Genomic DNA, 22,725 nt, shown 5'->3' with positions numbered 1-22,725 from the left:
AATATACCTATAAATTGCCAAAGTGACAATTATTTTGCGAGGGCTGTGCATTTTCAATTCTGAATTGTGCGAATGAATTGCTGGATTAGTGATAAATTGACTAATAGTCCTTCGCATCACGTCGAGAACAAGCTTTGAAAGACCTCATTCATCGGATAGCCATCCGCTTTTTCGCCACCCCACAAAAGCCAAGGGGAGAGATACTCCGCGATCTGGCCTCTGTTCTCATACCTATCGTGTCTTATTTCACCTTTTATGCCCTTTCGATGGGGCTGCTCATCAACCAAGAACATAGCGCTGAGTCAGCATTCGGGCTGTTTCTAAATTCCCTGGGGCTTTTACTGGTTGTTTTTTGCGCTTCATGGCGCTCGACAGCACACCAATTCTTCATGAACGCTTTGATGTTGGTCGCTACGCAGACACTGAGCTTCTTCGCCCCTGAACTGCTCGCCAAAGCCCCGCTGATAGATAGCTATCTAGCTAGGCTCCTGACGGTCATTGAAAACGAGCGCAGATATATCGTGCTGGGATTAACGTGCCTTGCAGGGCTTGTCACCCTGGGTGTTGTGGCCAGCCTGCCGATCAATCTGCTGTCGCAATACCTGTTCTCGCGGTTTGATTTCTGCAGAAGCATCAAAACCCCATGGCGCCACGTCATTCCTTTCACCAAGCAGGATCATCGAAGCATTGCCATTCATGAGGCAGGGCATGCCATCATCATTGCGCTTGATCCCCTCATAGACGATAACTGCAAAGTCTATCTGGCTCAGGATCCAGCAGACGGCACATTCGGTTACTGCCGGCACGCCCGATGGCCACACAACATACACTCACGTGATTATTACGTAATGAGGATGGTGGGGTATTTGGCAGGTGTAGAGGCCGAGCGCCTTGTGATCGGCTCGCCCAGCATGGGAGGTAGCAGTGATTACCGCATATGGCTGGAGCTTGCACAGCGCATGATGCGCACTGATCCGGACGAGGTCTTCTTCCCTGATCCCAAGACGGCTCCTGAAATCGAACACAATAGGCTTGCCCTCAATGACATGCGCAGAAAGCATCAGGCGATCGCCAGGAAGATCCTTGAGGTTAACCAGGAGGTGCTGGAACAGTTGGCTGCGCGTCTCATGGAGTGCTTCGAGCTTAAGGGGCCGGAGCTTTCGGGCTTCCTGGAGCGAGTTAAGCCGATTGAGGATATGCCTGACCTGTCACTTTACTACCACGCATCCACCTTGGCCCATGGAGCCTGACATGCCGACTACCCCTTACCACCTACCAGAGCCAAAGCACCTGTATGTCTACGATGGCGAGCGACTGAGTGTCTCTGAGCGTTTTCTAATCCTTGAAGGCTTGGACGGTGAGCGTCGTACCGTAGAGACCTATCTTCATGGCAATTGTCAGCTGATGGCGCTGGCGCTCTCCAAGGTCACGGGACTTACACTGGGCGTACTGCTGCAAGAGGACGCCTTTTGGAATGACGATGGCGTCCCCATGATGGCCCTGGGTCACGCTTATTGCCTATTGGAAAGGGAGGGAGAGCCGACACTTGCGCTCGATGCCAGGGGGTTCAGGGAGCATGATGAGATGCTTGCCGAGTACGGTGACCAGTTTGACTTCTTTGAAGTACGAGGGCAGCAAGCGTCCGACATTCTCAGAGATTGGATCGGTGGCGGGCTGTTGCGAGCCTTTGAGCCTTTTGAGGAGGATGCTTTAATTGCCTATGCCGTGCGCATTCAAGAGTTGGGGCTTATGCATGAGGCGCCGCTGAAGGCAGAGGAGATCAAGAGAGTCGAATCCTTCGAGCAGCCAGGCCAAAGCTGGCAATCGCCTGTCTTTTGAAAGACAATTGCGCAATGCAAACAGAAGACTCTATCCCCACCGTCACACTCCCCGAGGACTTTCAGGCCTTGCGGTCGTTCGTGTCCAAGTTTCATGCCCAAAGCGTGAGCAGGGCACAGATCGACATTGGGGGAATTCAGGTCTACGTCCGTATGACCTCCAGGGTTCTGGGTAACCGGTGGATCAAGACTCTCGACTTGGCCGACATCACTGTCCCCACCAACCTGCGAGGGCAAAGGCTGTTCAGCCAGGTGCTCAAAGAGTTCGAGCGATTAGGTGCCCAGTACAACAGGTCGGTGTATGTTGAATCGATCATCAACCCGATCATTCGCGAGGCACTGATCCGCAGGGGATACACCCTCAGAGAAAGTGAGCTTGATAGCGCCTGGAAAAACCCAGAGTGCCCCCATGCTTCATTGCAATCTTAATGCAATTCATCACTCAAGACCTGAGTGCGGCATTTAGGCCCCAGCAATGGGAAGGGCGAGTATTCCCGAGGGTGGGCCGTCAGCGTCAATAGCCACGAAATATCCTCTCCCTTGGGCTTCGTCGTAATCCATCAGGTAGAAGTCGACATTCTCTTCTTGCAACAACTCAGCCAGTTCATCTCTGCCAGGCATTGTCTCACCCAAGATTTCGAAGCTGACGGTATCCGTACCAGCCCCCGGAAAGTACAGACTGGGAATGCTGTCGCCCTCTGCACAGCGGTAGGGATGAATGAGCAGCATGTGGGAACTCTCCGGTACATTTGCTCGATAAACCTCTCCCTTTTGATCAAGAATTTGGGGTTCTAGGCCATCCATCTTGGAACATAAGGCCAATTCCAGCGGCATCATGATGCAACTACCTGTTTATATTGGTTTTATTGGTACTTAGCTTAATCTTTAAGAGTCACCTGAGTGCACCTTATGATCTATAAGGTGCATCCTGGTGGCGCTTAAAGTGCTGGGATGTGGCTATCCTACAACCCCAATGAAGCATCAGAGCTTGGTTCGGCAGATCTCGGTGATTCGATGAATATTGGTTGGATTGGTGCCTTCATCCAGCTTCACGCCTCCTCGTGTGTAGCGAAAGCCGTTTGCATCGATTGGCGGTTGAGTGGCTAACCCTGTTCGCTGGTACACGACAACACCTGCCCATATCAATGTGTTGTCTTTGGTTGATCGCTTCGAATCCCAACTGTATCCCGGTGAGGCCGTGCTGTACTTGCATCCTGTCTCGACGGCCTGAGCCCCGACAGCCATCTGACTCTCCGCCTGTTGGCGCGTCCTGGCTTCAGGGTTGAGGCTCACCGGATCGAATCTCTGTTGTGTGCCCTGGTAATACGTCCACTGGGTAACGGCCCGAGATTCTTCTACAGAGCACGTTCGGGTTTGGGAGAAGCTTTGACCAAAGGTAATCTGGGAAGTGATGGGGCTAAAGGCCGTACATGACTGGCTGGAGGTAATCCATTCACCATACTCTATTTGCTGCACGGTGGGCCGCTGTGGCGCCTGAACGATAGGGGCGCTCATGCGTATAACGTTGGTGGTTTCTGCCTGGGCAGAGAGGGACAGGGCGGCAAGCGCTAACGTCAGCATTCTGAGTTTCATGGGAACTCTTTTTTATTATTGATTTTGAGTAGGCGCCAGCTTGGCTTTTTTTCCTTACTCAAGATTACCGGGGCTAAGGCTCCCGGTCAATTGGCAACCTCACCTGCCGAATACAGAGCAACGCTATCAAATTCCAATTCTAAATTGAGAAAATTGCAATATAACCCTATTCAACGCTTAGGCGCGTCAGCGAAATCTGAGGTGAAATAGGCCCCTTCACAATGTTGGTGCCTGTCGCTCCTTAACGCTTGATTCAGCCGGGCCGTTCCATTGAAAACCACCAGAGGCTTGCCATGGGAGTCGACAACCATGCTGCCTTGGAACCAGTCCTGGAAGGCTTTTGATTGCAAAGCAGAAGCCGGCGCTGGCACCGGTTCGGGTATAGGGGTGTGGTGTGAGCGCATAGAGCTTAAAGGATCCTGGCCAAGAGCGGTGCGGGGAGGGTCAACGACTTGGCTCAATGTCAGAGTTTCTGGTGTTTCTGAGACCCAGGTTTAAGCTCTCTACGGAAATGGCTGAGGCATAGCGCACCGAGCCAATCAGTGCGAGTGAGGACTCGAAGTCCTGTTCAGATTCCATCCATTTGCCATAGATCCAGTCCTCATCACAGTTATATCCCATGCCCAGGTGTGAGCGAACCACCGTCAGGATGGGCTCCTCGATGCCGTGGTAGTCAGGCTCTAAGGCAGTGGGGTCGAGATCCTTGGTTGCGATTTTAAGGGTCACCGGGGTCTGCCCCTCATCCTTGATGGTTTCTGCGTAATAGTGCGTGAGGTTGTCCAGGGCGCTCAGGTAGGCGCCAGCGCGCAGCCCCTCATTGCGGATCGAGGGGATATTGCTCTTGGCCGTTACGTGATAGAGGAATTCAGGAAGCATGGTTCACCCGACAAGCTGTTTTTTTCAGTGTGTCGGGGCCGCAAGAGTGGGGTCAATGGGCCTTGTCGAATCCCAAGGCGACACCCTGCTTGATCAGGAGCGCTCTGAAGGCATAAAATCGCTCTCCTTCCCATGCGCCTGGCCAGCTACACATCAAGAAGAAGTGCGCGACTGCTGACTGCAGGCCACCCTGGATTAGAATTCGGTATTCACGATGTGGGATGTTGCTTAGGTTAGCCAGATGGATGCGGACAGTGGGGTTAAGATCCAGCAACATTTTGGTTTGATCATCAGTAAACTCCAAGCCGGAGATTCGGGTGAGCATGCTCTTAGCCAGTGCATAGTCATATTCATCTGGCAGCGCCTTGACGCTTTTAAGAAGCCTCAAGGTATCAGCAACATGACACTGCGATCCAAATTCCGTGCCGTTAGAAAGGGGATTTATTCCAGGCCCTCCCCGCTTATTTGCAAGCAGTTCTGCGAAAGATATGCTGTTCATGGTGCTCATCCTATCCTATTTGCGTAAGAACTACGCTTGTTCAACAACTTTGGCGAATCCCAACGCATGTCCCTGGGCATGGAGCATGACCATGAACTCTTCCATGTCTGCCTGTTCGCCATAGGTAGGCCACGGGCAACCCAGAATAAAATGTGCAGCAGCATAGCTGAGGTCGTCACGCACGTCGGTGTCACTGATTCCGTCGTAAACTGCCAGCTTGATCCTCACGTGGGCATATAGATCGAGCAGAGATTCCGTTTGTTCGCAATTGAACTCAAGACCCGTGATCTCGGTCAGGTATTCGCGGGCGTCTTCGTAGTTCTTGTCAGTGGGAATGGCGCCTATGTTATTCATGTAGAACTTCGCCGTGTCTTGGCGCATTTCCAGCAGATAGTGAGTGCTCTCTGGGCCTCGGCCCTCACTTCCTTCAGCAAGCTTGATGGTGTTGGCGGGATTGTCGATGAACATTTTTCAGGATTCCTGGGTGTCGAGGGCAGCCATTTCTTCTTCGATTCTGGCAATTTCGTCCTGCTTCATCTGCATCTCCCATAGGAAAGGTACCGACATGAACAATTCCAGCAGCAGGCAATAGGGACTGACCACGTGGTGCCAGAGCTTGGGCCGGATATGCTTGGGGAATGCTCGCGCCAGCCACAGGCCAAGCAATCCCATCTGCAACAGCAGCAGCAACAGCATGACTGCGATGCCATACCAGGGCTGGCCAGCAATGATAGCTACAGGGATCGACATCGGTACTACCCAAAGCTCGGTATGGAGCCAGCGGCGCTGTGAGACTGATGAGAGCAGTCCTTTCAGGGGCTTGGCAATCATGATGCAGAACTCGCAGCTGCAGGTTTCCAAAGAATCCCCGGAACCGCCTCAGCAGCGATCAAAGCCAGGCACGCCGGGCAGTCATGGTCGCGGGACTCAAGTCCGTTAATAACGCCTGGGCAGCCTGTTTGCTGGCGATGGCTAACCTGGCCTGCAGCTACAGCGTAAAGGTTCATCAGGGTGGCAGAATCGATATTCACGAGACCTCCGGGGGCGGGCTCAGCCGTTCATCAAATCGTTCATGAATTGATCGCGGCTCTTCACCTGCAATGGCTTTTCGACAGCCTTGGAAACCACCTTGTAGTAGGAAAGCTGCTTGTCGATGAATTGGGCCACGCGGATGTGGATGAGCGAAACAGCCTGTTCCAGATCCTCTGGATAGCAGACTACGTAGTAATCTGGCAGCATGCCGAGCCCCAGTGTCTTGATTTGCATCAAGCTGTCCTTAGGGATGCGCTTGCCTTCAGATGTAGAGAACGTTTTCCCTGTCAGGCGGGCTTCGATGGGCGTTGTTACAATCACCATCTGCTCAAGATCGTCCTTCAGTCGGTGAGCCATCGGCACGTCCAAGGACACCTTGAGAAGATGAATATCGTACTCGATTGTGGACACGATAACCCCCAATTCAGAATTGACCGATGACTGCGCACCGAATGATGCGCAATATTAGTCTAAGTCGTGCATAGGGTCAAAATTATCTTATAGGCCTAAGTCGCCCGCAAAGAAGTCATCGCGCAGCTTGCGATCGCCGCTTGTTTCGAGTTGGCTCAACACCTTGGCATCGAAGCCGCACCAGATGAGGTTGCGATGGGTCAGCAGGGCGGGGGTCTGCTTCAGTCGTTTCAGCAGCAGGGTGTTCATTGTGGGGTCAGCCTTGATCTTGTCCCGGTAGTGGGTGTGATCGATCAGGCGTCTTTCAAACCATTCTTCGGTCACGCTATCTGAGCCGTCCGCATTGCCAACGCCCAGCAGCATGACTACAACGCCCACAGTGGCCTTAGGGCTAAGCTGGATCTTGTCCAGGTCGAACTCATACCCCCTGAGCGCCTCGATGACGCCTTCATTCACCTCCAAATTGTCAGCGATACGGGTGAGGTTATAGTCCAGCAGATCGCACTTGCCCTCGATCACCAGCAGATTTCGGAAGATGTAGTCATCAACGATACCCTGCATGACCCAATCCAGATTGATGGGCAGCTCCTGGTGCTTGAAGTAGGCGAAGACATCCGTCTCACAACCAAATACCTGCAAAGGGCCCTTCATCTGGTTGACGGGCGTGCGGCGAGCAAGAAACCAGGCGCTGGGTTTCTCTTTATCCTCTACAAACTCGCGTTCAGGGTGTCCCGTAAGCTCTCCTGGGTTGACCTCAAGTTGAGCAAGCGCGTGCGGGAACGGGCTGAACAGGTTCAGGAATACCTGACGTTGAAACAGCGCGTACTCGTCATCCGTAAATTTTACCCAGGGCTCGGTCAAAACCACCTTGTTGATGGCCGTCAAGACGGGATCTAGCGCTTGAATGACCGCGTCGAAGTCGCTGGTTTCTCTCAGCATCCGAAGACCAGGGTTGTAGATCAGGACTTTGAGCAGATAGTCGAGCACATCATGACTGCCGCTATTGCGCCGCCTGAACTCTTTCTGCGCCAGCGCTACCATTTCCTCAATGCTCTTTTCATTACTGCGGGCCTTTGGATCGAGGTAATGACGCCAGAACACGCAAACACAGTCCTCTGAAAAAAGCTGATCCTCCGACGGCTTGTCAAATCCTTCGATAGAGATCCTTTCCAAGCCACCCTTTTCATCACGGCGATGATTGTGATGCTCGATCAAAGCCCCGGCGATCTTCGCAGCACCCTCAAGGCTTAGCCGCGAATCACGCAGGCCCATCTGAAACACAATTGAGTGAAGGCCTACTTTTTCGACATATTCAGCCAAAGCATCCAGGTGCCTGGCCATACCAGTATGCAGCTGCTTCCAACCCTCGACCGCGTCGCCACCGTCCATCAGCCAGCCGCCATAGAGATCGACCCCGGCGACATCCTCCCAGCTGTTGACGTCTTCAGGAAGTCCACCCAGCTCGAACACGTGCTTCAAAGCCCTGGGTAAAGCGTCAGGCGCCTTGGTGTGCAATTCGACCAGGTTCTCCACGTCGCCCAGAAAGGTGTCTGGGGCCAGGTAGCTGTTGATCTCATCAAGCACTCGACGAAGAACAGCCTGACGGGGCTGAGAGAACTGGCTCATCGGGATAGAGGTAAGCAGTGTTTTAAGGCGCATGGAGGTTACCTGGATTTGCTTTGGGCGCATGAAGGCCCCCCGGTTCATACCTCAATGATGCAACAGGAGCAGGGGAGGCATCCACCTACAAGCCCAGGTCTTGCGCTATGGCTCGATCACGGACTTTGTGGCTGGCGCTGCGCAGAAAATCAGTGTTACCTGTCATGCCATACAGCTTGGAAAGCGCGTTGTCGTCCTTGCACTCGGCTAGCAGATCCTGGGCGGGTTCAAAGCGAACAAAGGCTTTAACGAGCAGGTTGTCGACCACCTTGTTGCTTGAAGCCCCATCGATCAGCATATGAAGGTAGATCTGGCGCCCACCATCTGGGGTATCAAGGACATCCTTGACCCAGCTTGTACCTTTGCTCAGCGCTTGTTCAAAAAACGCCTTGGCGCGGTTCTCAGTACGTTTGATAAGCGGCGCGACGACCCTTTGCTCAATGGCTTCAAGCTCCCCCATCTCCGCCTCACTACCCTGACCGCGCAGTGAGCGATAAAAGCTTTTCACCACCTCATCAGCGTTAATGGTGACCTTCTCATCGAAGCCTGGCATGCCCATGATCTCAGCCAGGCTGAAGGACTCCTCGGTTTCATCCTCGAATAGCCCTTTGGTCAAACCACCCTTCTGCCGACAGAAAATGTCCATCCGTTCAGTAAATTCAAAATTGGACATCTCCCCCTTGCCCGTTAACCTTTCCCTGAACACCTTAGCCCGCTCGATGGGGAAGTGCGCAAGGGCCTTGTCCGTCAATGTTTTTGTGTCTTGACGAAAAACCTTGGCCAGGCGACTCATCGCCGACTTGTCACCGCGTGGCGCCACAAGCTGCGAGGCCTTGGAGGCATTCAGATCAAACATCCTGACCAAGACATCGTCGTGAGTCTGCTGAGCCATCAGAAATTGGTAGAAAGAGTTCTGGCGACCAAATTTGCGGATTATTTTTGGAAGCGCATCTTCGATATCCCGATGCTCCTTGACCATAAGGGCGTAGGACATCAGCTCGTCGTAGTCCGGGGCGGGGCGGCTCAAGGCAACAGCGGCAATGAACGTCATGTTGTCGTCAAAAAGGGTTTCGGCCCCCATGTCGGCGATACACCCATCATCCAAATGGGGCAGGCCGCTGGCAGCTTGGGCGCGCAGGATCTCCAGGCAGCTTTCGTAGATGCGCCCAAAACGGATGCTCTTGAGCACATCGGGGGTAGCCCCATCACGATCAAGCGAACTTAATTTGATCCGGTGCAGCTGACGTAGCGGATTGATGCGATCGTCGAAGTCCATTGCTGCTCCAGAGATGAATTATGGTCGATTAAGCCTAAAAATGAGCACACGGGCTTACAAGCCTAGGTCTGCGCTGAACGACCTATCGCGACCCTTAGTGCTAACCTTTTGCAGATAGGCTTTGTTGGAGGTGAGCTTGTAAAGGTTGGCCAAGGTGGCGTCATGGCTACACAGGGGAAGCAACTCGCCTACAGGCTCCAGACGCACGAATGCACGCGCTACGCCCAAGGCCGCGTTCTTGCCCTTGGCAACGTAATCGAGCAACATTCGAAGGTAATAGCTTCGACCACCGTCATCCGATTCAAGAACATCCGCAATCCAGCTGTCACTTTTGCTCAGTGCCTGGGAGAAGAATAGGGACATGCGCTGCTCGGGAACCTTGAGTATGGGCACGATAAGATCTTTCTCGATGGATTCCAGTGCTTGCGCTGCATCATCCCTGTCGGTAGCCCGCACAGCCCGATAGAAAAGATTGACCACCGTGCCGGCATTCTTGGCCATTTTTTCCTGAAAGTCAGGTAGATTCATCACTTGGGCGGTTGTGTAAACGGGCACAGTGTCCTTTCCATCAGACCCCATCGTCAGGCCAGCCTTCTGGCTGAAGAACTTGTCCATGCGCGAGGTGAATTCGAAATTAGACATGGTCGTCGCTCCCGTGAGCTTCACCCTGATTCGTGACGCCTGATCATGTGGAATCGAGGCCAAGGTTTGACCGATCAGTGTTTTTTCATCCTTTGCGGCAGTTAGCTTGGCCAGGCGCCTCAAGGCCGCAAGATCACAATGTACTGCAACATCTTGCGCAGCACTCATCACGTCTAGATCAAATAGCTTGACCATGACCTCGTCATGCGAATCCTGGGATATGAAGTAGTGGTAGAACGAGGGACGGTACCCGAAACTATCGATCACGAAATTAAGGTTGGTTCGAATGTCACGCTCCTCATTCAGCGTCAGGGCATAGCTCAGCAACTCCTCATAGTCCATTGTGGGCTTGCTAAGGGCTATGGCTGCTGCCAGATCAAGACTGTCCGAATCCAGCCGTCCCGCACCCAAGTGAGATATACAAACGTCATCGAGGCTCTTCTTGCCAGATGCCATATGGGTGCGAAGGATCTCCACGCAAATGTCATACATGGCGCCGCGCTTAAGGCTTTCAATCATAGCGGGCGGGTATGACTTTATGCTCGAAAGAGCGAGTTGGGAAATTAGCTCAATAGGCCTGCGTGGAGATGTGTCGGACATGAGTGGCGCCAGGTTTGTTATCAAATATGCTTTCAGTCTAGGGGTGCGGTCTGTGCGCCTCAAGACCGGGAAGTTCACAGGCCCAGATCAGAGGCGAATACCTTTGTCCGGTTCTCGTCACTGGTTATCGACTGAAGCAGGAAGGTCTGGCCTGTAATCGAGTAGAGAAGCATCGCTTGTTTCTCGTTACGGGCGGCTGCCTTGACCAGCACCGATCGGTCGCAACACTTGATCAAGGCATGTAACGACATTTGGTTTGCCTCACCTGTTCGGGTGTAGCTGGTCTTTAGCTGCGTTTGCCAGTCGAGAGCACCCTGCAGAGAGTCACACGTCCCACTTTTATGCAATTGCTCGTACATGTGCTTAGACATACCGCGAATGCCGACAGTCATCACCCGATTAACCTCGCTCTGATTGAGCCCAACCCCTTTGAAAAACACTACCATTGCGGCCATTCGTTCGGCATCGGTACCCAGGGTTTTTGTGAAGGTCTTGCCGTCCATAGCATCCTCCAAAACGGATGAGAAAGCGTCGCAGATATCGTCGACCAGATCCCTCTGCCGGTAGGTGGGGTTGGCCATAATGGTGTCGACGACCCAAGGGAAATTGGGCATCTGTCCGATACCTTGCTCAAGCCCCTTCATCAGGTTGGTCACCACGCGGGTGCACCTTTTTTCGTCGGCGCTCCTGACCTTTCTCTCAGGCTTGGTCTTTTCGAATCCCCTAATCCTTCGCATTGGTCACAGTCCGAGGTCGCCAGAAAATATTTTATCGCGGCTAGTTTCGTTTTTCACGAATTTCAAAAGAATGGGTTTGCCCGTGATGGCATAGAGAGAGATCGCATATTCCTCCTTGAGGGCTGCTGTTTGCTTGAGAAGCTGAGGATCGCTGTGCTTGAGAAGGCCCAGCACAAATACTCGGTTAGCATAGTCCTTGCCGGGGGAAAGACTTTCCTTGGCAGTATGTCGCTCCAGAAGCTTGATGACGGCGTGCGCGGGCCCGGTGTCCTGCAACTCCAGGTAATCACCTCCGTTCATGCTCAAGATGCCTTGGCACGCCACCTGGTTGATCTGGGATTGAGAAAGCTGCCGGCCTTCAAGTAGCTTCTCGAACGATGCAAGCCTTGAGGCTTCAAATCGAGACGTGTCCTGTACAGACTGCGAGACCGTCAAGTTAAGCCTCATGGCGTCGATGAGGTCTGGTACCAGGGCATGCTCCCGATACCGGGGGCAGTCCTTGATGGCCTGGGCACAGAAGCTTCCATCTGCCGGAGCTACGTCACGACCAAGACCTTTGATCAGGGCAGCAAGCCGCCTTGAGCATTCGGACGGGGTGAGGTCGCTTTGGCCAAGCATCCGGCGCAAGTTGGGGGTCTGGTGGTGATGTAGTTTAAGTTGCTCGTCGCTTATCAGTGTACGGATCGCGTCCCTGGCATCGGGGTCTACCTTCAGCAACAGGCCAATTTTTCGCGCAAGGTTGGCTTCTCCCTCGGGTTGAGAGGCGAGGTTAGCCAGCGAGTTGCTCACCCACCATTTGCCGGAGCCATGATACAGATGATTGAACAAGGTGTAGTGATGGGGTTTCCCATCGACGAAAAGACCGAGTGATGCCCCATCCAAAGTCGTCGCAATATCGGAAGGCTCAGATGAAAGCTGCAACGCCTGGACTGCAGCATGATAGCGCGATCCATCAGGTGAAAAATTGGGCAATTTGGCCACATAGGGCCCAAGCCTGGAACCTAGTGCATGAATTGCCTTTTCACGATCGGGGCCTTGCATGCGTGCAAAGTAGAAAATCTCACCGAGGACTGAGGGAGAGAGGGATTTCAAAAAGTCGAAAGCGCTTCGATCAGTGTCGAAGTTTTTGCAAACCTCAAGCAGCAGCCCCTGAGATAAACGAATCAATTGGGGAAGCGAACGCTTACGAAGACCCGGCATCTCGTTCAGGATTTCTTCGGTCAGCACTTCTTGGGTGCTGAAAGGCGTGCTGTCAGCAATGTAGATGAAATCCGAGAAGAACTGCTTAAGCTGATCAGGCGGGATGGGGGGGCTGTCGGTATTGGTCATGGCGGGTCTCCTATGCATATAGCCTACAAGGGGAGACCGCCCCCATGCCTAAAAACAAGTTCATCCCCGAGCCTTGCGGCCCTCCCGCCTGACGGTGTTAGCCATCAAGGCAGAGCCAACCGCAGCACCCACAATGAAGCAGATCACACCAACGAGGACGATGCCTGGAAGCTCAAGCGATGGTAATGAAAGCGTCATGGCGCAACTCCTATATCAATGGTATTCAGACAACTCTCAAAGGCAATATGTTGTCCGAAGCTGGTAACTAATATCTCATAAATTGCACCTTGGAACAACATCTAGACCTTGTTGCTGGGGTATTTTTGGCAACAAAAAACGCAGCCGAGGCTGCGCTTCTTATGGATGTGGGGGATTATTAGGGGCGAGCAATATCAAGCCGATCGGCGATTCTGTCCAGCATCAACTGATACTGCGCTGCTTCTGGCTTGTTGGCGCCTCCTGCCAATGCAGTGGCCTGCTCAGTCCACACCCGAGCCAGGTTAATGGTCTGTTTAACAAGCTCTGCACGTGCTGCTGGGGCATCTTTATCGCCCGAGGCGGGAACGTACTGCGTAATTCGGTCGTAGAGAGCTGTGATACTGATTTCCTGCTTGCGCAACACTTCCGCTGGGCTCACCTCAGAAATATGACGAGGAGGCTCCATGCGATTATTGAACGTGGTCAGGTATTCCAGGCGATCCTCAAACTGCTCGCGAATGGCCGAGCGGTCGACGAAATCTAGCTTGGCATTTTCTGGATAGGTGCCCGCTGCCACGCCAAAATCGCTTTGCAGACGTTTGGCAAAAAGCTTGTAGGCGAAGACGACATCTTCTGTGCTGACTTTGCCGTCGGCGGACGCCATCAGCGCCGACACAGTGCCAATGATCTGTGCGCGGGGATCAGCGCTGACGGTTGGCTGGCCCACCTTTGGAATCGAGGTAGGCTGGTTCAGAATGGACTCGATCCCCGGCGCCATCGAGTTTGAGCGATCTTCGCGCACGCTTTTGATTGCGCCATAGAAGAAGATACAGATCACAAGCAAAACAGCTGCAATCCCAACGCCCATTAACCAGACATCGCGCTTGATCGGCCCCAGGGCGGCATGCAGCTTTTGATCAACGATATCGCCGAGCAGTCTTTCGGCCTCGCTTTTTGAGTCAAATTTGGCAGAATCTTGGGACATGCTGGCGGGCTCACAAAAGGTTGATGGTTTTCCGCAATATATCCCTTAATCACCTACGTGGCAACTCTGCCTCAGAGATTACAGCCTGTGGTATCCTGAGCGATGCGATCCATGCTTCCATAAGCAAATGCCAAGCTTGAAACAAACACGGCGGCAGCTTGCTGCGCGAGGTTGCAATCGTTTGAGTAGCGCGAGGCGCACCCCGGCAAGCCAAGGAAGATGGGAGCGAGCAGGGTGAGGCAGAGAAGTCGACGTTTCATGAGGGGAACCCGAGTGGCTGCTCGTTGAGCTATTATGGATGTCTCATTCTAACACCAACCCAAAGCGATACAGCAGGTTCTATTTATTGACAAATTGGCAATTGGTGTCAGTATCAACCCATCCTATCATCTAAAGGGTCAGGGTTATGGTCACTGCAACAGAGGCATTCGAGCAAGCCAAGGCGATTTACGATAAGCGTCCCCATCATCAGCGGTGGTCGTTCTACCACGACAAAGCCCTCAGGACTCAAGAGTACCTAAAGTACACCTACGGCTGGAAGCTTCAAGCCTGCACGGCATGCAGTGGTAGTGGTCGCTACGATCATAACGGAAGCCCCAAGTGCAGCAGCTGTAATGGTACCGGCAAAGAACGGTATCAGGGCGACAAGGCATGGCCCGCTGGACACTCCCCAAAGCTTGTCTGAGCAAGGGTTTGTAATGAACATATAGGTCTATATTGACACCTCTCGCCCAAGCCTCATAATTGCGACACTTTTTTCTGAGGCTTCGACGCCGTGAATACCCTGAGCATCCTTCGCCACTATCTGCGTTTCCGATTCTCATCCTTCAAGAGCCGGGAGGGGCTTGAAGCTTGGCAACAACAAAGCATTCGCAAGCATCTGTGCTGGGTAAGCCAGAACTCCCCGTACTATGCGCGCTGCAAGAGCAAGCCCCTGAGCCAGTGGCCGCTGATGAACAAGGCCTCCATGATGGAAAACTTCGACCAACTCAACACGGTGGGGGTGACCAAGGAGAAGGCCTTTGATTTTGCGTACAAAAGCGAACAGGATCGTCAGTTCGGCGGGACGTTGAATGGCCTCACCGTGGGTTTGTCGTCCGGGACTTCAGGTAATCGTGGGATCTTCCTGGCAAGCCCCGCCGAGCGCGAGCTGTGGGCGGGCGCAATCCTGGGTAAAATGCTCCCGGATCTTCTCTGGAGGGGGCATCGAGTAGCGCTGTTTCTGCGCGCCGGCAGCACACTGTACGATTCGGTGAACTCGCGTCGTCTGCGCTTTCAGTTCTTCGATCTGGCCAAGGATGTGGAGCAGCACATCGAGGCTATGAACACTTTCAAGCCCGATATCATCTTCGCCCCCGGCACCATGATCAAGATGTTGGCCGAGCGTGCCGAGCTCCTGAACTTTCGCCCCAAGCGTGTCATTGCTTGTGCCGAAGTGCTGTACCCGGATGCGGCGATCGCGTGTGAGTCCAAGCTGGGTATATACCCTGAGCAGATCTACCAGTGCACCGAGGGCTTTCTGGCATGCAGTCAGCGAGGGGCCTTCCAGTTCAACGAAGACCTGGTGCACATCGAGCCAATGTGGCTGGATGACGCCAAGACGCGCTTCAAGCCCATCATCACCGACTTTCGCCGCACCTCCCAGCCCATCATCCGCTACGAGCTCGATGACGTCGTGTGCATCAACAAGGCCAGCCCACAGGTGTTCAAGGAGATCGTGCGCATCGAAGGCCGCTGTGACGACATGCTTAAGGGGGTCAGACGGGATGGTACGGTCGAGACGCTGTTTCCCGATTTTCTGGTTCGCGAGATACTCTTCGGTACCGACATAACCGAGTTTCAGGTGCAGCAGCGGCCAGACATGTCCTTGATCCTCTGCGCTCATCCTCACCAGCGCCTGGTGCTCGAAGCAATGGTGAGTGCCCACTATGTGAACAAGGGTTTGATGTTGCCACGGATGAGCCTCGCCGAGTACGCGCCTGCCGATCGGCTGACCAAGAAGCGTCGAGTCATGCAAGTTTCCGATTGATTGAAATGGCGCCGACTAAAGCGCCATGGATCAGGATGGGCTCTGAACCTCAAAAAACTAGATCAAAGCCTCTTTCCGAAATGACTCTGCGGCACCCAGAGTGAGGTCTATAAGCAAAAGTGTAGCTGACGCCAAGAGCGCCAAGCCGCCCGCTTTACTGAACGCCAACTCAAGGCTCTGATGACCGAATTCCAGCAAGGAAATTGCCATCACAAGTAAAACCAGGTGAGCGATTGTGAGTTTCATGCGATGTCCAATCCAGTTTAATAGTGTCGGATTACATTCTAGGAGTTTTTTCCATAAAATCTACCTTTAAATTTGCAGCCCGCTGTCAGTCAAGAGAGCATAAAGTGCTTCACGAATAGATCCACCGCCCACAACGGTGATCTGCAGACAGTGCTAAACGGTGACGACCAATGGCAACGGAAAAACGGTATATGGTAATATTGACAGCACGATGCCTATAACGAGCGCCAACGCCATGAATGCAGCATTCGACAAGCAGTTCACCCAGGCCCTGCAACTGGTGGTGAGCCGCTATCAAGAAGCCATCCACAAAGTCGCCTTGAACCCTGAGAAAGCTCAGAGCACCCGCCACGTCATTACCTCACTCATGGACAGCATGGTCGAGAAGGGGCTTATTTCTGATTACCTTCTCGGCGACGAGTTTAACATCACGCGTAGTGACTACAGAAAAGGGCCAAGAAGCCCTTATCCGGCCAATCCAAACTACCTCTCCATCCCCCGTATCGCAGACACCCTGGGGGCGTTCCTCAAGGAGCAAAATCGTCTAACTGGCGACACCGATGATTCCTGGTTCCGTCAAAACGAGCGCCAGCTGACCCGCGATATCGCTCAATCTTTCAAATTCACCGGGCTGATTCAGGACTACACCCTCGCAGGTGATAAAGTCGGCGTAGTCGCACAGAAACCAGAATTCTTTCTGACAGATCAACAATTGGCCAAGTTCAAGGCTCATACCCGTGACGATTCGCCTTCGCCATAGGGCCTGGTTTGAGATACCAGAGGTAGCTGCATATTGACAATTTATACCTAAACCGTATATTTGAAGGATTCACGCCTCTTCGCAAAGCGGGCGTTATCATTCGAAGTCAGACCGAGCTAAATATTCCATGAATACCCCCACTACGGACGCTGGAATCCCCTTTGTCGACGGCAAGTGTGATGGCGACCTGCTTGATCAGCTCAGATCGTTGATGCCACTTGAGCTGCGAGACCAGGTTCAATGTGTCGATTTCACATCAACTCCACCTTCAACTCCGGCCACCCATGAGGCCAAGCTATGAAAATCCTGATTACCGGCGCACGCTCTTATGTGGCTTACTACTGGGGGCTGGCGCTCAAGGCCAAACACGAGATCATCTACTGTGACAGTCTGAGCCACCCCTATTCGCGCTATGCGCCATTCGCGAGTACCTACATCAAGGTGGCACCTCCCGCCCAGGATTCTGAAGGCTTCAAGCGAGATATTCAGACCATTGTCCTGGAGCAGGGGATCGAGATGGTCATCCCCACATGCGAGGAGGTTTTCTACCTCGCAAGTTTTGCTGAAGAAATGGACTGCCAGGTCTTCTGTCCGGACTTCGCATTGTTGGCCGACCTTCATCACAAACACCATGTCTTCACCCAGCTGCCGGAGAACACTGGAATCCGCTTCCCTGAAACTCGGCCCGTCTTCAACGCCGACGACGTTATTCGCAATGCAGCGACGATCCTCAAGCCGGCGTTCTCTCGATTTGGCTCCAAAGTGATCATGAATCCTGTTGCCGAAGACCTCTCCGCAATTGACGGCAAGCAGCCGTGGGTGCAGCAGGAAAAGCTTATCGGTCGCAATCTGTGCAGCTACGCGGTTGCTGTGAACGGCAAAATGGTTGCCTACAGCTGCTACCACGCTCGCTTTAGCATTGAAAACTCTGCAGCCTTGGCCTTGTCACCTGTGCACTACAAGCAGATCGAAGCGTTCAACAAAGCGTTCATTGAGCAGCACCAGTATAACGGCCAGGTGGCCTTCGATTTTATCGAGGATGAAGTCGAAGGGGGTGTCTACGTGATCGAATGCAACCCTCGGGGCACCAGTGGCATCCACCTGTTGAACCTTGAAGACCTCCAGGCTGCAGTGTTCGAGAGTGGCCCAGAGACCAGAATTCATCAACGCACCATGGCCTTCAAACCGATCCTCTCCTTGTACAACTTGATTGGCAAGCTTGGGGGCGGCTACAGGGCCAATCTCAAGGAGCAGTTAACTGACTGCATCGATATTTTGGCACCCGAGGGTGAGCAAAAGGTGTCCAGGCGTCGCTGGCTGCTGATGTTCGAGATGGGCTGGCGGATGCTGCGCCACGGCACAACTCTTGCTCAAAGCACCACTTACGACATTGAGTGGAATGGCCAGGCCCTAGCTGTATCCACCACCGCCCCCATGGAAACCCAATACCTGGGTGAGAAAGACGGAGTTCAGACGTATCTTTACGGCCTTCAGGATCGTGCCCAGGGCGCTTTCATCATCAAGCCACCTTACGCCAAGGTTGAGATCAAGAAGACAGCAGAGGGCGACTGGATGGCCACTGAGGGCAAGCGTCTTGCCCGAAAGATCGTCGATCAAATGCCAAGGTCAAACTCAAGCAGGCTGGGAGACCAGCATTATGGGTAGTCTCAAGGCTCGATTGGGCGATCGGGATCTATGGTTTGGCTTGGCCATGATTGCAGGCACAGTGTCGATGCTGGCCGCATACGGGCACCACATCAGAACTGACAGGGCGCACAGGGTCATGGCTTTGGAAAAGGCCTATCTGCTTGGCCGGGGAAACCCTGTGACCCAAGAACTTCGTCCGGGTCGAGACCGCGATTGCGAAAAGGTAATCCGGATGCTTACCAGCCATGGCTACTCAATGCTCATGAACAACGAACCGATTGCTGCGGGAGAGGCGGCTATTGAATTCGCCTGTCACAGCAGAACGAAATCCCTGACCTACTGGAAAAGCCCCTGATGAGTATCGAGCTCAAACCGATCGAAGTCGAATACTGCCGCACCTGTCCAAGCTGCCTAGAGCCGCTATTGCGCGTGACTACCCAGAAAGAGGAGGTGGTCACCGAAGACGGTTGGATCTCAGACGGGGATACCATTTTTGGTCTTTACGGGAAATTGGTCGAAGCTGGCTTGGAAAATGAAGTCGATACCTCTGATCACAGCGTGTGGTACTACCAGAATTACGATTACATGCTGTGGGTGGGACACTGCCCTTCGTGCGAAAACGAATTCTTCGTTATCGACGCATCCATGATCGATGATCGTGTGGCGGTCAACCCGTGGTTTGTAGAGTCCTACTTTCATCAGAATCTTGAAATCCCTGATCCTACCTATGGCCTTGCCAATCAAGGGGGTGAACAGTGGCTGGTGACTCGACATGAAACAGAAATGGGCGTTTCCCTGACACACTCATTTGGGCCTTTTGCGATCAAAGATGACACCCTGATTGGCCCCAACGGTGTCTCGCTCTGCTCTGGCGAGTTGGCATCTGTGGATCATGCCGCCACCCTCCTTCTGAAAAAATGGCCTGCGCTCAAGACTTTGGCCAGAGCGGTAAACGACAAGCCCTGACATAGGCGCCAACATGATGGCGTGTCGAGATAACCTGAGGTGGGCGACGGCTCAATCTCGCATTGATTGGTGCCGAGGCCTTGTTGGAATCAAGGTCTTTTGGGTAGCTTTAGAAGTGGTTTTCCAGTGGGTGCCGCTTTGGGCCTGGGTGATACGCTGACGCTTGGAGATATCGTCTGCACCGTACCTGGGCTGCTACAAGCGCAGTCAGTCTGAACTCCAAGCCGCCGTACCGGTATCGTCGATATGCTGAAGCCACGCTCACGGAAATCTTCCAGATCTTCCAAGTCCCTATTGCCGGCGAAACGCTCCACAAAGCTCATCACCGAGCCTTTGCAACTGGGGCACTTGATGATAACTACATTCTCTTCCTGAGAAATTACGGGTGTGTAGGCCATTACCTGATCCTTGTTGCCTTAAACAAAGCGTGAAGGATATCGCCATGGTGCGAAGGCATCAAGAGAGAGGGTCGGTGATTCGCCAATCCCTTGGCGGCTAGGTGGCGCGGCGTATGGCCAACCAGGTTTCGATCAGAGTCGAGTGCAGTTGGCTAGGATGCGTTCCGCCCGCGCACCGTGTCTGGCAATCATCATCTGGACTGCGCCTTCGGACAGCCCTACCTGAAACCCAACGGAACGCCCCTGCTCAAGCGTAGCTCTGATTCGCTCAAGGCAATCAAGCAGGCTGTCGGCGTCCTGCTCTACCCTGGCCTGAACGCGCTTCTCAGTCGACATGATTTCGCGAGCTGCCGGCATATGAGGAGGTGCATCGAAATAAGGACGGTCGGCATCGAGTACCTCATCGCTCAGCGCCAAGAAACTTTGAAGGGAGGTTTTACTCGTGAAATTCCAAACGCCCTCGGGCTCAGGTGTCGATGTTTTGCCTACTGATGGCCACATCACCCAGACCATAGCCCACTTTTCTGGTTGATCCCATTCCTTGAAACGCGGCTGAAAGGTATGAGTCACTACACAGGATACCAACACACCCATCCGCTCGAAGATGAGTCTGGCGGTACGAATTGTAAGGTCTTCAGAGCGCTGACTGTATCGCTCCTTGTGCGGCTCGCGAACTGTCAGCACGGCAATGTCGCCATGGTCGCTGGGTACAGGCCAATCAAAATGAGCCTGAACATCGTCCTCGTTCAACAACAGGTAGCGCTGGGTAGGGTAGCTCTTGCCAGGAAATACCCGAAGGTCTTCATCCATTGGCCAATCAGAGCAATTCAGAAATGCAGGGTCGATACCAAGCGCTTCGACGAGGTTTTCTTGTGTGCCGCGATGCCAGGTCAGCCCTGGGGCCCAGTGATGGGTGTGACGAATTCGCACCAAATTGATGCTCGCATCATTCGAGTCAAACACTTGGACGATCAACTCACCCGGATCGGGGTGTCCGAGAGCCTCTAGAGCACGTATAGCCTTCCAGATGATAGCCTGCACCCGAACATCTCTGCGCAAGGGGGCCTCAAAAACAATCTTCAAGACACCTATATTTCCGTGCGACGAATGAACAGGCCAGAGAAGGCTTGCTTGTTCGCCCTCAGATTGGTGAATGGAAAAGTGCTTTGCCATAGGTGCCTCTGATGGTAATTTCCCAGCAATATACCACTTAATCGAGAATTTGAATATTTGCACTGCAATGCAGCATCGACGATCTAGATTACAGCTCGCTTGGGTAGGGCAGGGTAGAACATGGCAAGGAATCCGTCCATATTTGGCTGAAAGCCATGTAAAACGGGGCCTGCAGAGGAGTTTGATGCCTCAGCATCACCCCATGTCGATAAGGTCGACACACGTGTAATGTCGGCCAATCTCCTGATTTCATTGGGCCAAAGCTGTTTATCGGCAGAATTTTCGAAACATGGACAAAAAACTGAAGCTTTTTCAAACATGGACAAATGCCTTGCCCTCCAAATGTCTCTTGTAGAAGCAAGCGCGCTTTGCGGCGCCTATGTGATGGGGTTCGGCATTGAGCCCATCAGGGATTGGCCATTACCACCAGGCGAAAGAAGCGCGAAAGGGGCGACTCCCCCAGAGACTGGCTACAAACCCAAGTCGCGCCCCATCATGTCGTCGCGTGCGCCTGGGCTCAGACCCTGTGCAAACCCGCCGTTCCCAGTGAGTTCTTTGGCCGCGAGTAGCTGCTTGTCGGTCAGATCAAAGCCCAATAGCTTGTCAACGCCCTCGTGAATCAGAAGCACCTTGATGATCGCAAGGCCGGCAGGGCTGAAATTGTTGTTTGCAACCAAATCCAAAGCTGGTTTGACCCAGCACTTGGTCATGTTACGGCCTTGATTGCGAATATCCTGGAGCCGGTAACGGCTCATCTCAAATATGCTGGTGTAGTGAATGTCGACTGTGGAGTGACCTGCATCAAGGGCTTTCTGGGTCATCAGGGAGATCAACTCCAGCCTATCCTTGCCCAATGTCAAACTTCCACTCACGGGGCTGATATCCAGTTCCTGCAGAAAATGAAAACTATGATCAGTAAGAAATTGATCAATACCCGGAAAGGCCATGATCTGATCAAGGGTCACTTCGCTTTCGAATGTTTCCGCGCAGCTTTCCAAAGATGGGCCATCTGCCCAGTATTGATCGATCAGCGTTTTGGGAATGAAGGAGAAGGTGCGATCGCCGGCAGACAATTCACATAAAGGGCCCAGAAATCGTTCGATGCGGCAATGAATCTCCTGGTGGTCAATGTCCCGGCCTGGGGTGAGGAATTCGCGTAGGGCCGAATCCTGGATGTAGTGACTGTTGGACAGGCGCCGCCTGAAATGGTGAAACTGCAGGTGGTCAAACAGTCTGGTCGTTTTGTCCTCGCAATTTTCCAGGCGCTCAAGTCTCTTGGCCAGGTCAGGATCGTCAAGAAGAATGGCAAATTGGGCGAGCTGATCATGCACAGGTTTGGTCAACTGAAAGAACTGGTACTCATCTCCGTGCAGCTTGAGAATCTTGGCGAGGTTGATAGGGTTGTAGCTCATCAAGTCTTGCAGATACTGGGCATATAACCCCTTGAGCCTAAGCCCACCCTCTCCGTTGTCGAACAGATCGATGCAGTAGGCAAACAGATCCAGGTGACGGGGGCAGGGGTGGGACAGAGCTAGGAGAGCGTTGGCAGCCGCCTTGGTTGATTTTGGGGACATCATTGAGGCCAATGGCTTGCCTTGATCCAAATGGCGCAGCAGGGCTTGCTGGCAGCTTCTTTGCAAAGCCCCGGAGCGGTAATCATCGCTTCGCAGCAAATCCGGAACGTGAGCTTGCTTTGAGCGGGAGTTTTTTGGAAGCTCGTACAACTCAACCTTGACCAGACCATCCGTGTTGAAAAGGTTTTTCAAAAAGCTCATGAGTGATGTCCTGGCCAATTTTTTATTCGCCAATCTTGCCAGTGTTGGCGTAAAAA

General features: G+C 53.2%; 25 protein-coding genes. 8 read left to right on the top strand and 17 right to left on the bottom strand.

The window, feature by feature from the left end; genetic code table 11:
- Positions 1-134 precede the first annotated feature (134 nt).
- From IFT57_RS08325 to IFT57_RS08315, 3 genes are read left to right on the top strand one after another with little or no spacing between them, the layout of a single operon-like run.
- Positions 135-1,250, top strand: coding sequence for a hypothetical protein (locus IFT57_RS08325; RefSeq protein ID WP_192151167.1), 1,116 nt, complete (start codon positions 135-137; stop codon positions 1,248-1,250).
- A gap of 1 nt (position 1,251) precedes the next feature.
- Positions 1,252-1,839 carry a hypothetical protein gene (locus IFT57_RS08320; RefSeq protein ID WP_192151166.1) on the top strand — a complete coding sequence of 196 codons (588 nt, stop codon included), beginning with the start codon at positions 1,252-1,254 and terminating at the stop codon, positions 1,837-1,839.
- A 14-nt stretch (positions 1,840-1,853) separates the two neighbouring features.
- Positions 1,854-2,267 (top strand): hypothetical protein, encoded by a 414-nt coding sequence (locus IFT57_RS08315; protein WP_122530948.1) that lies wholly within the window; start codon positions 1,854-1,856, stop codon positions 2,265-2,267.
- 33 nt (positions 2,268-2,300) lie between these two features.
- Here the strand turns inward: IFT57_RS08315 and IFT57_RS08310 are convergent, their stop codons facing one another.
- The 14 genes from IFT57_RS08310 to IFT57_RS08245 all read right to left on the bottom strand — a co-directional run bounded on the left by IFT57_RS08310 (position 2,301) and on the right by IFT57_RS08245 (position 13,935).
- The gene (locus IFT57_RS08310; RefSeq protein ID WP_122530949.1) at positions 2,301-2,675 is read right to left on the bottom strand and encodes a hypothetical protein; all 375 of its coding nucleotides are present in this window, start codon (positions 2,673-2,675) and stop codon (positions 2,301-2,303) included.
- 144 nt (positions 2,676-2,819) lie between these two features.
- Positions 2,820-3,431: a hypothetical protein gene (locus IFT57_RS08305; RefSeq protein ID WP_122530950.1), complete on the bottom strand. Its 612-nt coding sequence runs from the start codon at positions 3,429-3,431 to the stop codon at positions 2,820-2,822.
- Positions 3,432-3,875: 444 nt separating this feature from the next.
- Positions 3,876-4,307, bottom strand: coding sequence for a hypothetical protein (locus IFT57_RS08300; RefSeq protein WP_192151164.1), 432 nt, complete (start codon positions 4,305-4,307; stop codon positions 3,876-3,878).
- A 52-nt stretch (positions 4,308-4,359) separates the two neighbouring features.
- Positions 4,360-4,806: a hypothetical protein gene (locus IFT57_RS08295; protein WP_122530952.1), complete on the bottom strand. Its 447-nt coding sequence runs from the start codon at positions 4,804-4,806 to the stop codon at positions 4,360-4,362.
- Positions 4,807-4,836: 30 nt separating this feature from the next.
- Positions 4,837-5,274, bottom strand: coding sequence for a hypothetical protein (locus tag IFT57_RS08290; RefSeq protein WP_122530953.1), 438 nt, complete (start codon positions 5,272-5,274; stop codon positions 4,837-4,839).
- 3 nt (positions 5,275-5,277) lie between these two features.
- Complete coding sequence (locus IFT57_RS08285) at positions 5,278-5,637, bottom strand: hypothetical protein (protein ID WP_122530954.1); 360 nt, start codon at positions 5,635-5,637, stop codon at positions 5,278-5,280.
- 219 nt (positions 5,638-5,856) lie between these two features.
- Positions 5,857-6,249 carry a hypothetical protein gene (locus tag IFT57_RS08280; RefSeq protein WP_192151162.1) on the bottom strand — a complete coding sequence of 131 codons (393 nt, stop codon included), beginning with the start codon at positions 6,247-6,249 and terminating at the stop codon, positions 5,857-5,859.
- A gap of 87 nt (positions 6,250-6,336) precedes the next feature.
- The gene (locus IFT57_RS08275) at positions 6,337-7,908 is read right to left on the bottom strand and encodes a hypothetical protein (RefSeq protein WP_192151160.1); all 1,572 of its coding nucleotides are present in this window, start codon (positions 7,906-7,908) and stop codon (positions 6,337-6,339) included.
- Positions 7,909-7,993: 85 nt separating this feature from the next.
- Positions 7,994-9,184 (bottom strand): hypothetical protein, encoded by a 1,191-nt coding sequence (locus tag IFT57_RS08270; RefSeq protein WP_192151158.1) that lies wholly within the window; start codon positions 9,182-9,184, stop codon positions 7,994-7,996.
- A gap of 54 nt (positions 9,185-9,238) precedes the next feature.
- Positions 9,239-10,426 (bottom strand): hypothetical protein, encoded by a 1,188-nt coding sequence (locus tag IFT57_RS08265; RefSeq protein ID WP_244657274.1) that lies wholly within the window; start codon positions 10,424-10,426, stop codon positions 9,239-9,241.
- Between the two features lie 74 nt (positions 10,427-10,500).
- Positions 10,501-11,085 (bottom strand): hypothetical protein, encoded by a 585-nt coding sequence (locus tag IFT57_RS08260; protein WP_241032670.1) that lies wholly within the window; start codon positions 11,083-11,085, stop codon positions 10,501-10,503.
- Between the two features lie 81 nt (positions 11,086-11,166).
- Positions 11,167-12,492, bottom strand: a complete 1,326-nt coding sequence (locus IFT57_RS08255) for a hypothetical protein (protein ID WP_122530959.1) — start codon at positions 12,490-12,492, stop codon at positions 11,167-11,169.
- Between the two features lie 376 nt (positions 12,493-12,868).
- Positions 12,869-13,675, bottom strand: coding sequence for a hypothetical protein (locus IFT57_RS08250; RefSeq protein WP_122530960.1), 807 nt, complete (start codon positions 13,673-13,675; stop codon positions 12,869-12,871).
- 71 nt (positions 13,676-13,746) lie between these two features.
- Entirely contained in the window at positions 13,747-13,935 is a 189-nt protein-coding gene (locus tag IFT57_RS08245) for a hypothetical protein (protein ID WP_192151156.1), read from the bottom strand.
- Positions 13,936-14,450: 515 nt separating this feature from the next.
- Between IFT57_RS08245 and IFT57_RS08240 the strand changes: the two genes are divergently transcribed.
- Positions 14,451-15,704: a F390 synthetase-related protein gene (locus IFT57_RS08240; protein ID WP_122530961.1), complete on the top strand. Its 1,254-nt coding sequence runs from the start codon at positions 14,451-14,453 to the stop codon at positions 15,702-15,704.
- A gap of 57 nt (positions 15,705-15,761) precedes the next feature.
- Here the strand turns inward: IFT57_RS08240 and IFT57_RS08235 are convergent, their stop codons facing one another.
- Complete coding sequence (locus IFT57_RS08235; RefSeq protein WP_122530962.1) at positions 15,762-15,950, bottom strand: hypothetical protein; 189 nt, start codon at positions 15,948-15,950, stop codon at positions 15,762-15,764.
- 235 nt (positions 15,951-16,185) lie between these two features.
- Here IFT57_RS08235 and IFT57_RS08230 point away from each other — a divergent pair, with 235 nt between their 5' ends.
- From IFT57_RS08230 to IFT57_RS08215, 4 genes are all read left to right on the top strand, one after another.
- Complete coding sequence (locus IFT57_RS08230) at positions 16,186-16,710, top strand: hypothetical protein (protein WP_122530963.1); 525 nt, start codon at positions 16,186-16,188, stop codon at positions 16,708-16,710.
- Positions 16,711-17,007: 297 nt separating this feature from the next.
- Complete coding sequence (locus IFT57_RS08225; protein ID WP_122530964.1) at positions 17,008-18,375, top strand: hypothetical protein; 1,368 nt, start codon at positions 17,008-17,010, stop codon at positions 18,373-18,375.
- On the top strand, positions 18,368-18,712 hold the full coding sequence (locus IFT57_RS08220) for a hypothetical protein (RefSeq protein WP_122530965.1): 345 nt from the start codon (positions 18,368-18,370) through the stop codon (positions 18,710-18,712). The genes IFT57_RS08225 and IFT57_RS08220 overlap by 8 nt, the downstream gene beginning before the upstream one ends.
- Positions 18,712-19,323: a hypothetical protein gene (locus IFT57_RS08215; protein ID WP_192151154.1), complete on the top strand. Its 612-nt coding sequence runs from the start codon at positions 18,712-18,714 to the stop codon at positions 19,321-19,323. The genes IFT57_RS08220 and IFT57_RS08215 overlap by 1 nt, the downstream gene beginning before the upstream one ends.
- Before the next feature lie 530 nt (positions 19,324-19,853).
- On the opposite strand, the gene IFT57_RS08210 is transcribed toward IFT57_RS08215, so the two are convergent.
- Complete coding sequence (locus IFT57_RS08210) at positions 19,854-20,894, bottom strand: hypothetical protein (RefSeq protein ID WP_122530967.1); 1,041 nt, start codon at positions 20,892-20,894, stop codon at positions 19,854-19,856.
- A 470-nt stretch (positions 20,895-21,364) separates the two neighbouring features.
- The gene (locus IFT57_RS08205; protein ID WP_122530968.1) at positions 21,365-22,669 is read right to left on the bottom strand and encodes a hypothetical protein; all 1,305 of its coding nucleotides are present in this window, start codon (positions 22,667-22,669) and stop codon (positions 21,365-21,367) included.
- Positions 22,670-22,725 lie beyond the last annotated feature (56 nt).

The sequence above is a fragment of the Pseudomonas sp. CFBP 13719 genome, from assembly GCF_014842095.1.
Taxonomy (GTDB): Bacteria; Pseudomonadota; Gammaproteobacteria; order Pseudomonadales; family Pseudomonadaceae; genus Aquipseudomonas.
This window is presented reverse-complemented; position numbering and strand designations above follow the sequence as displayed.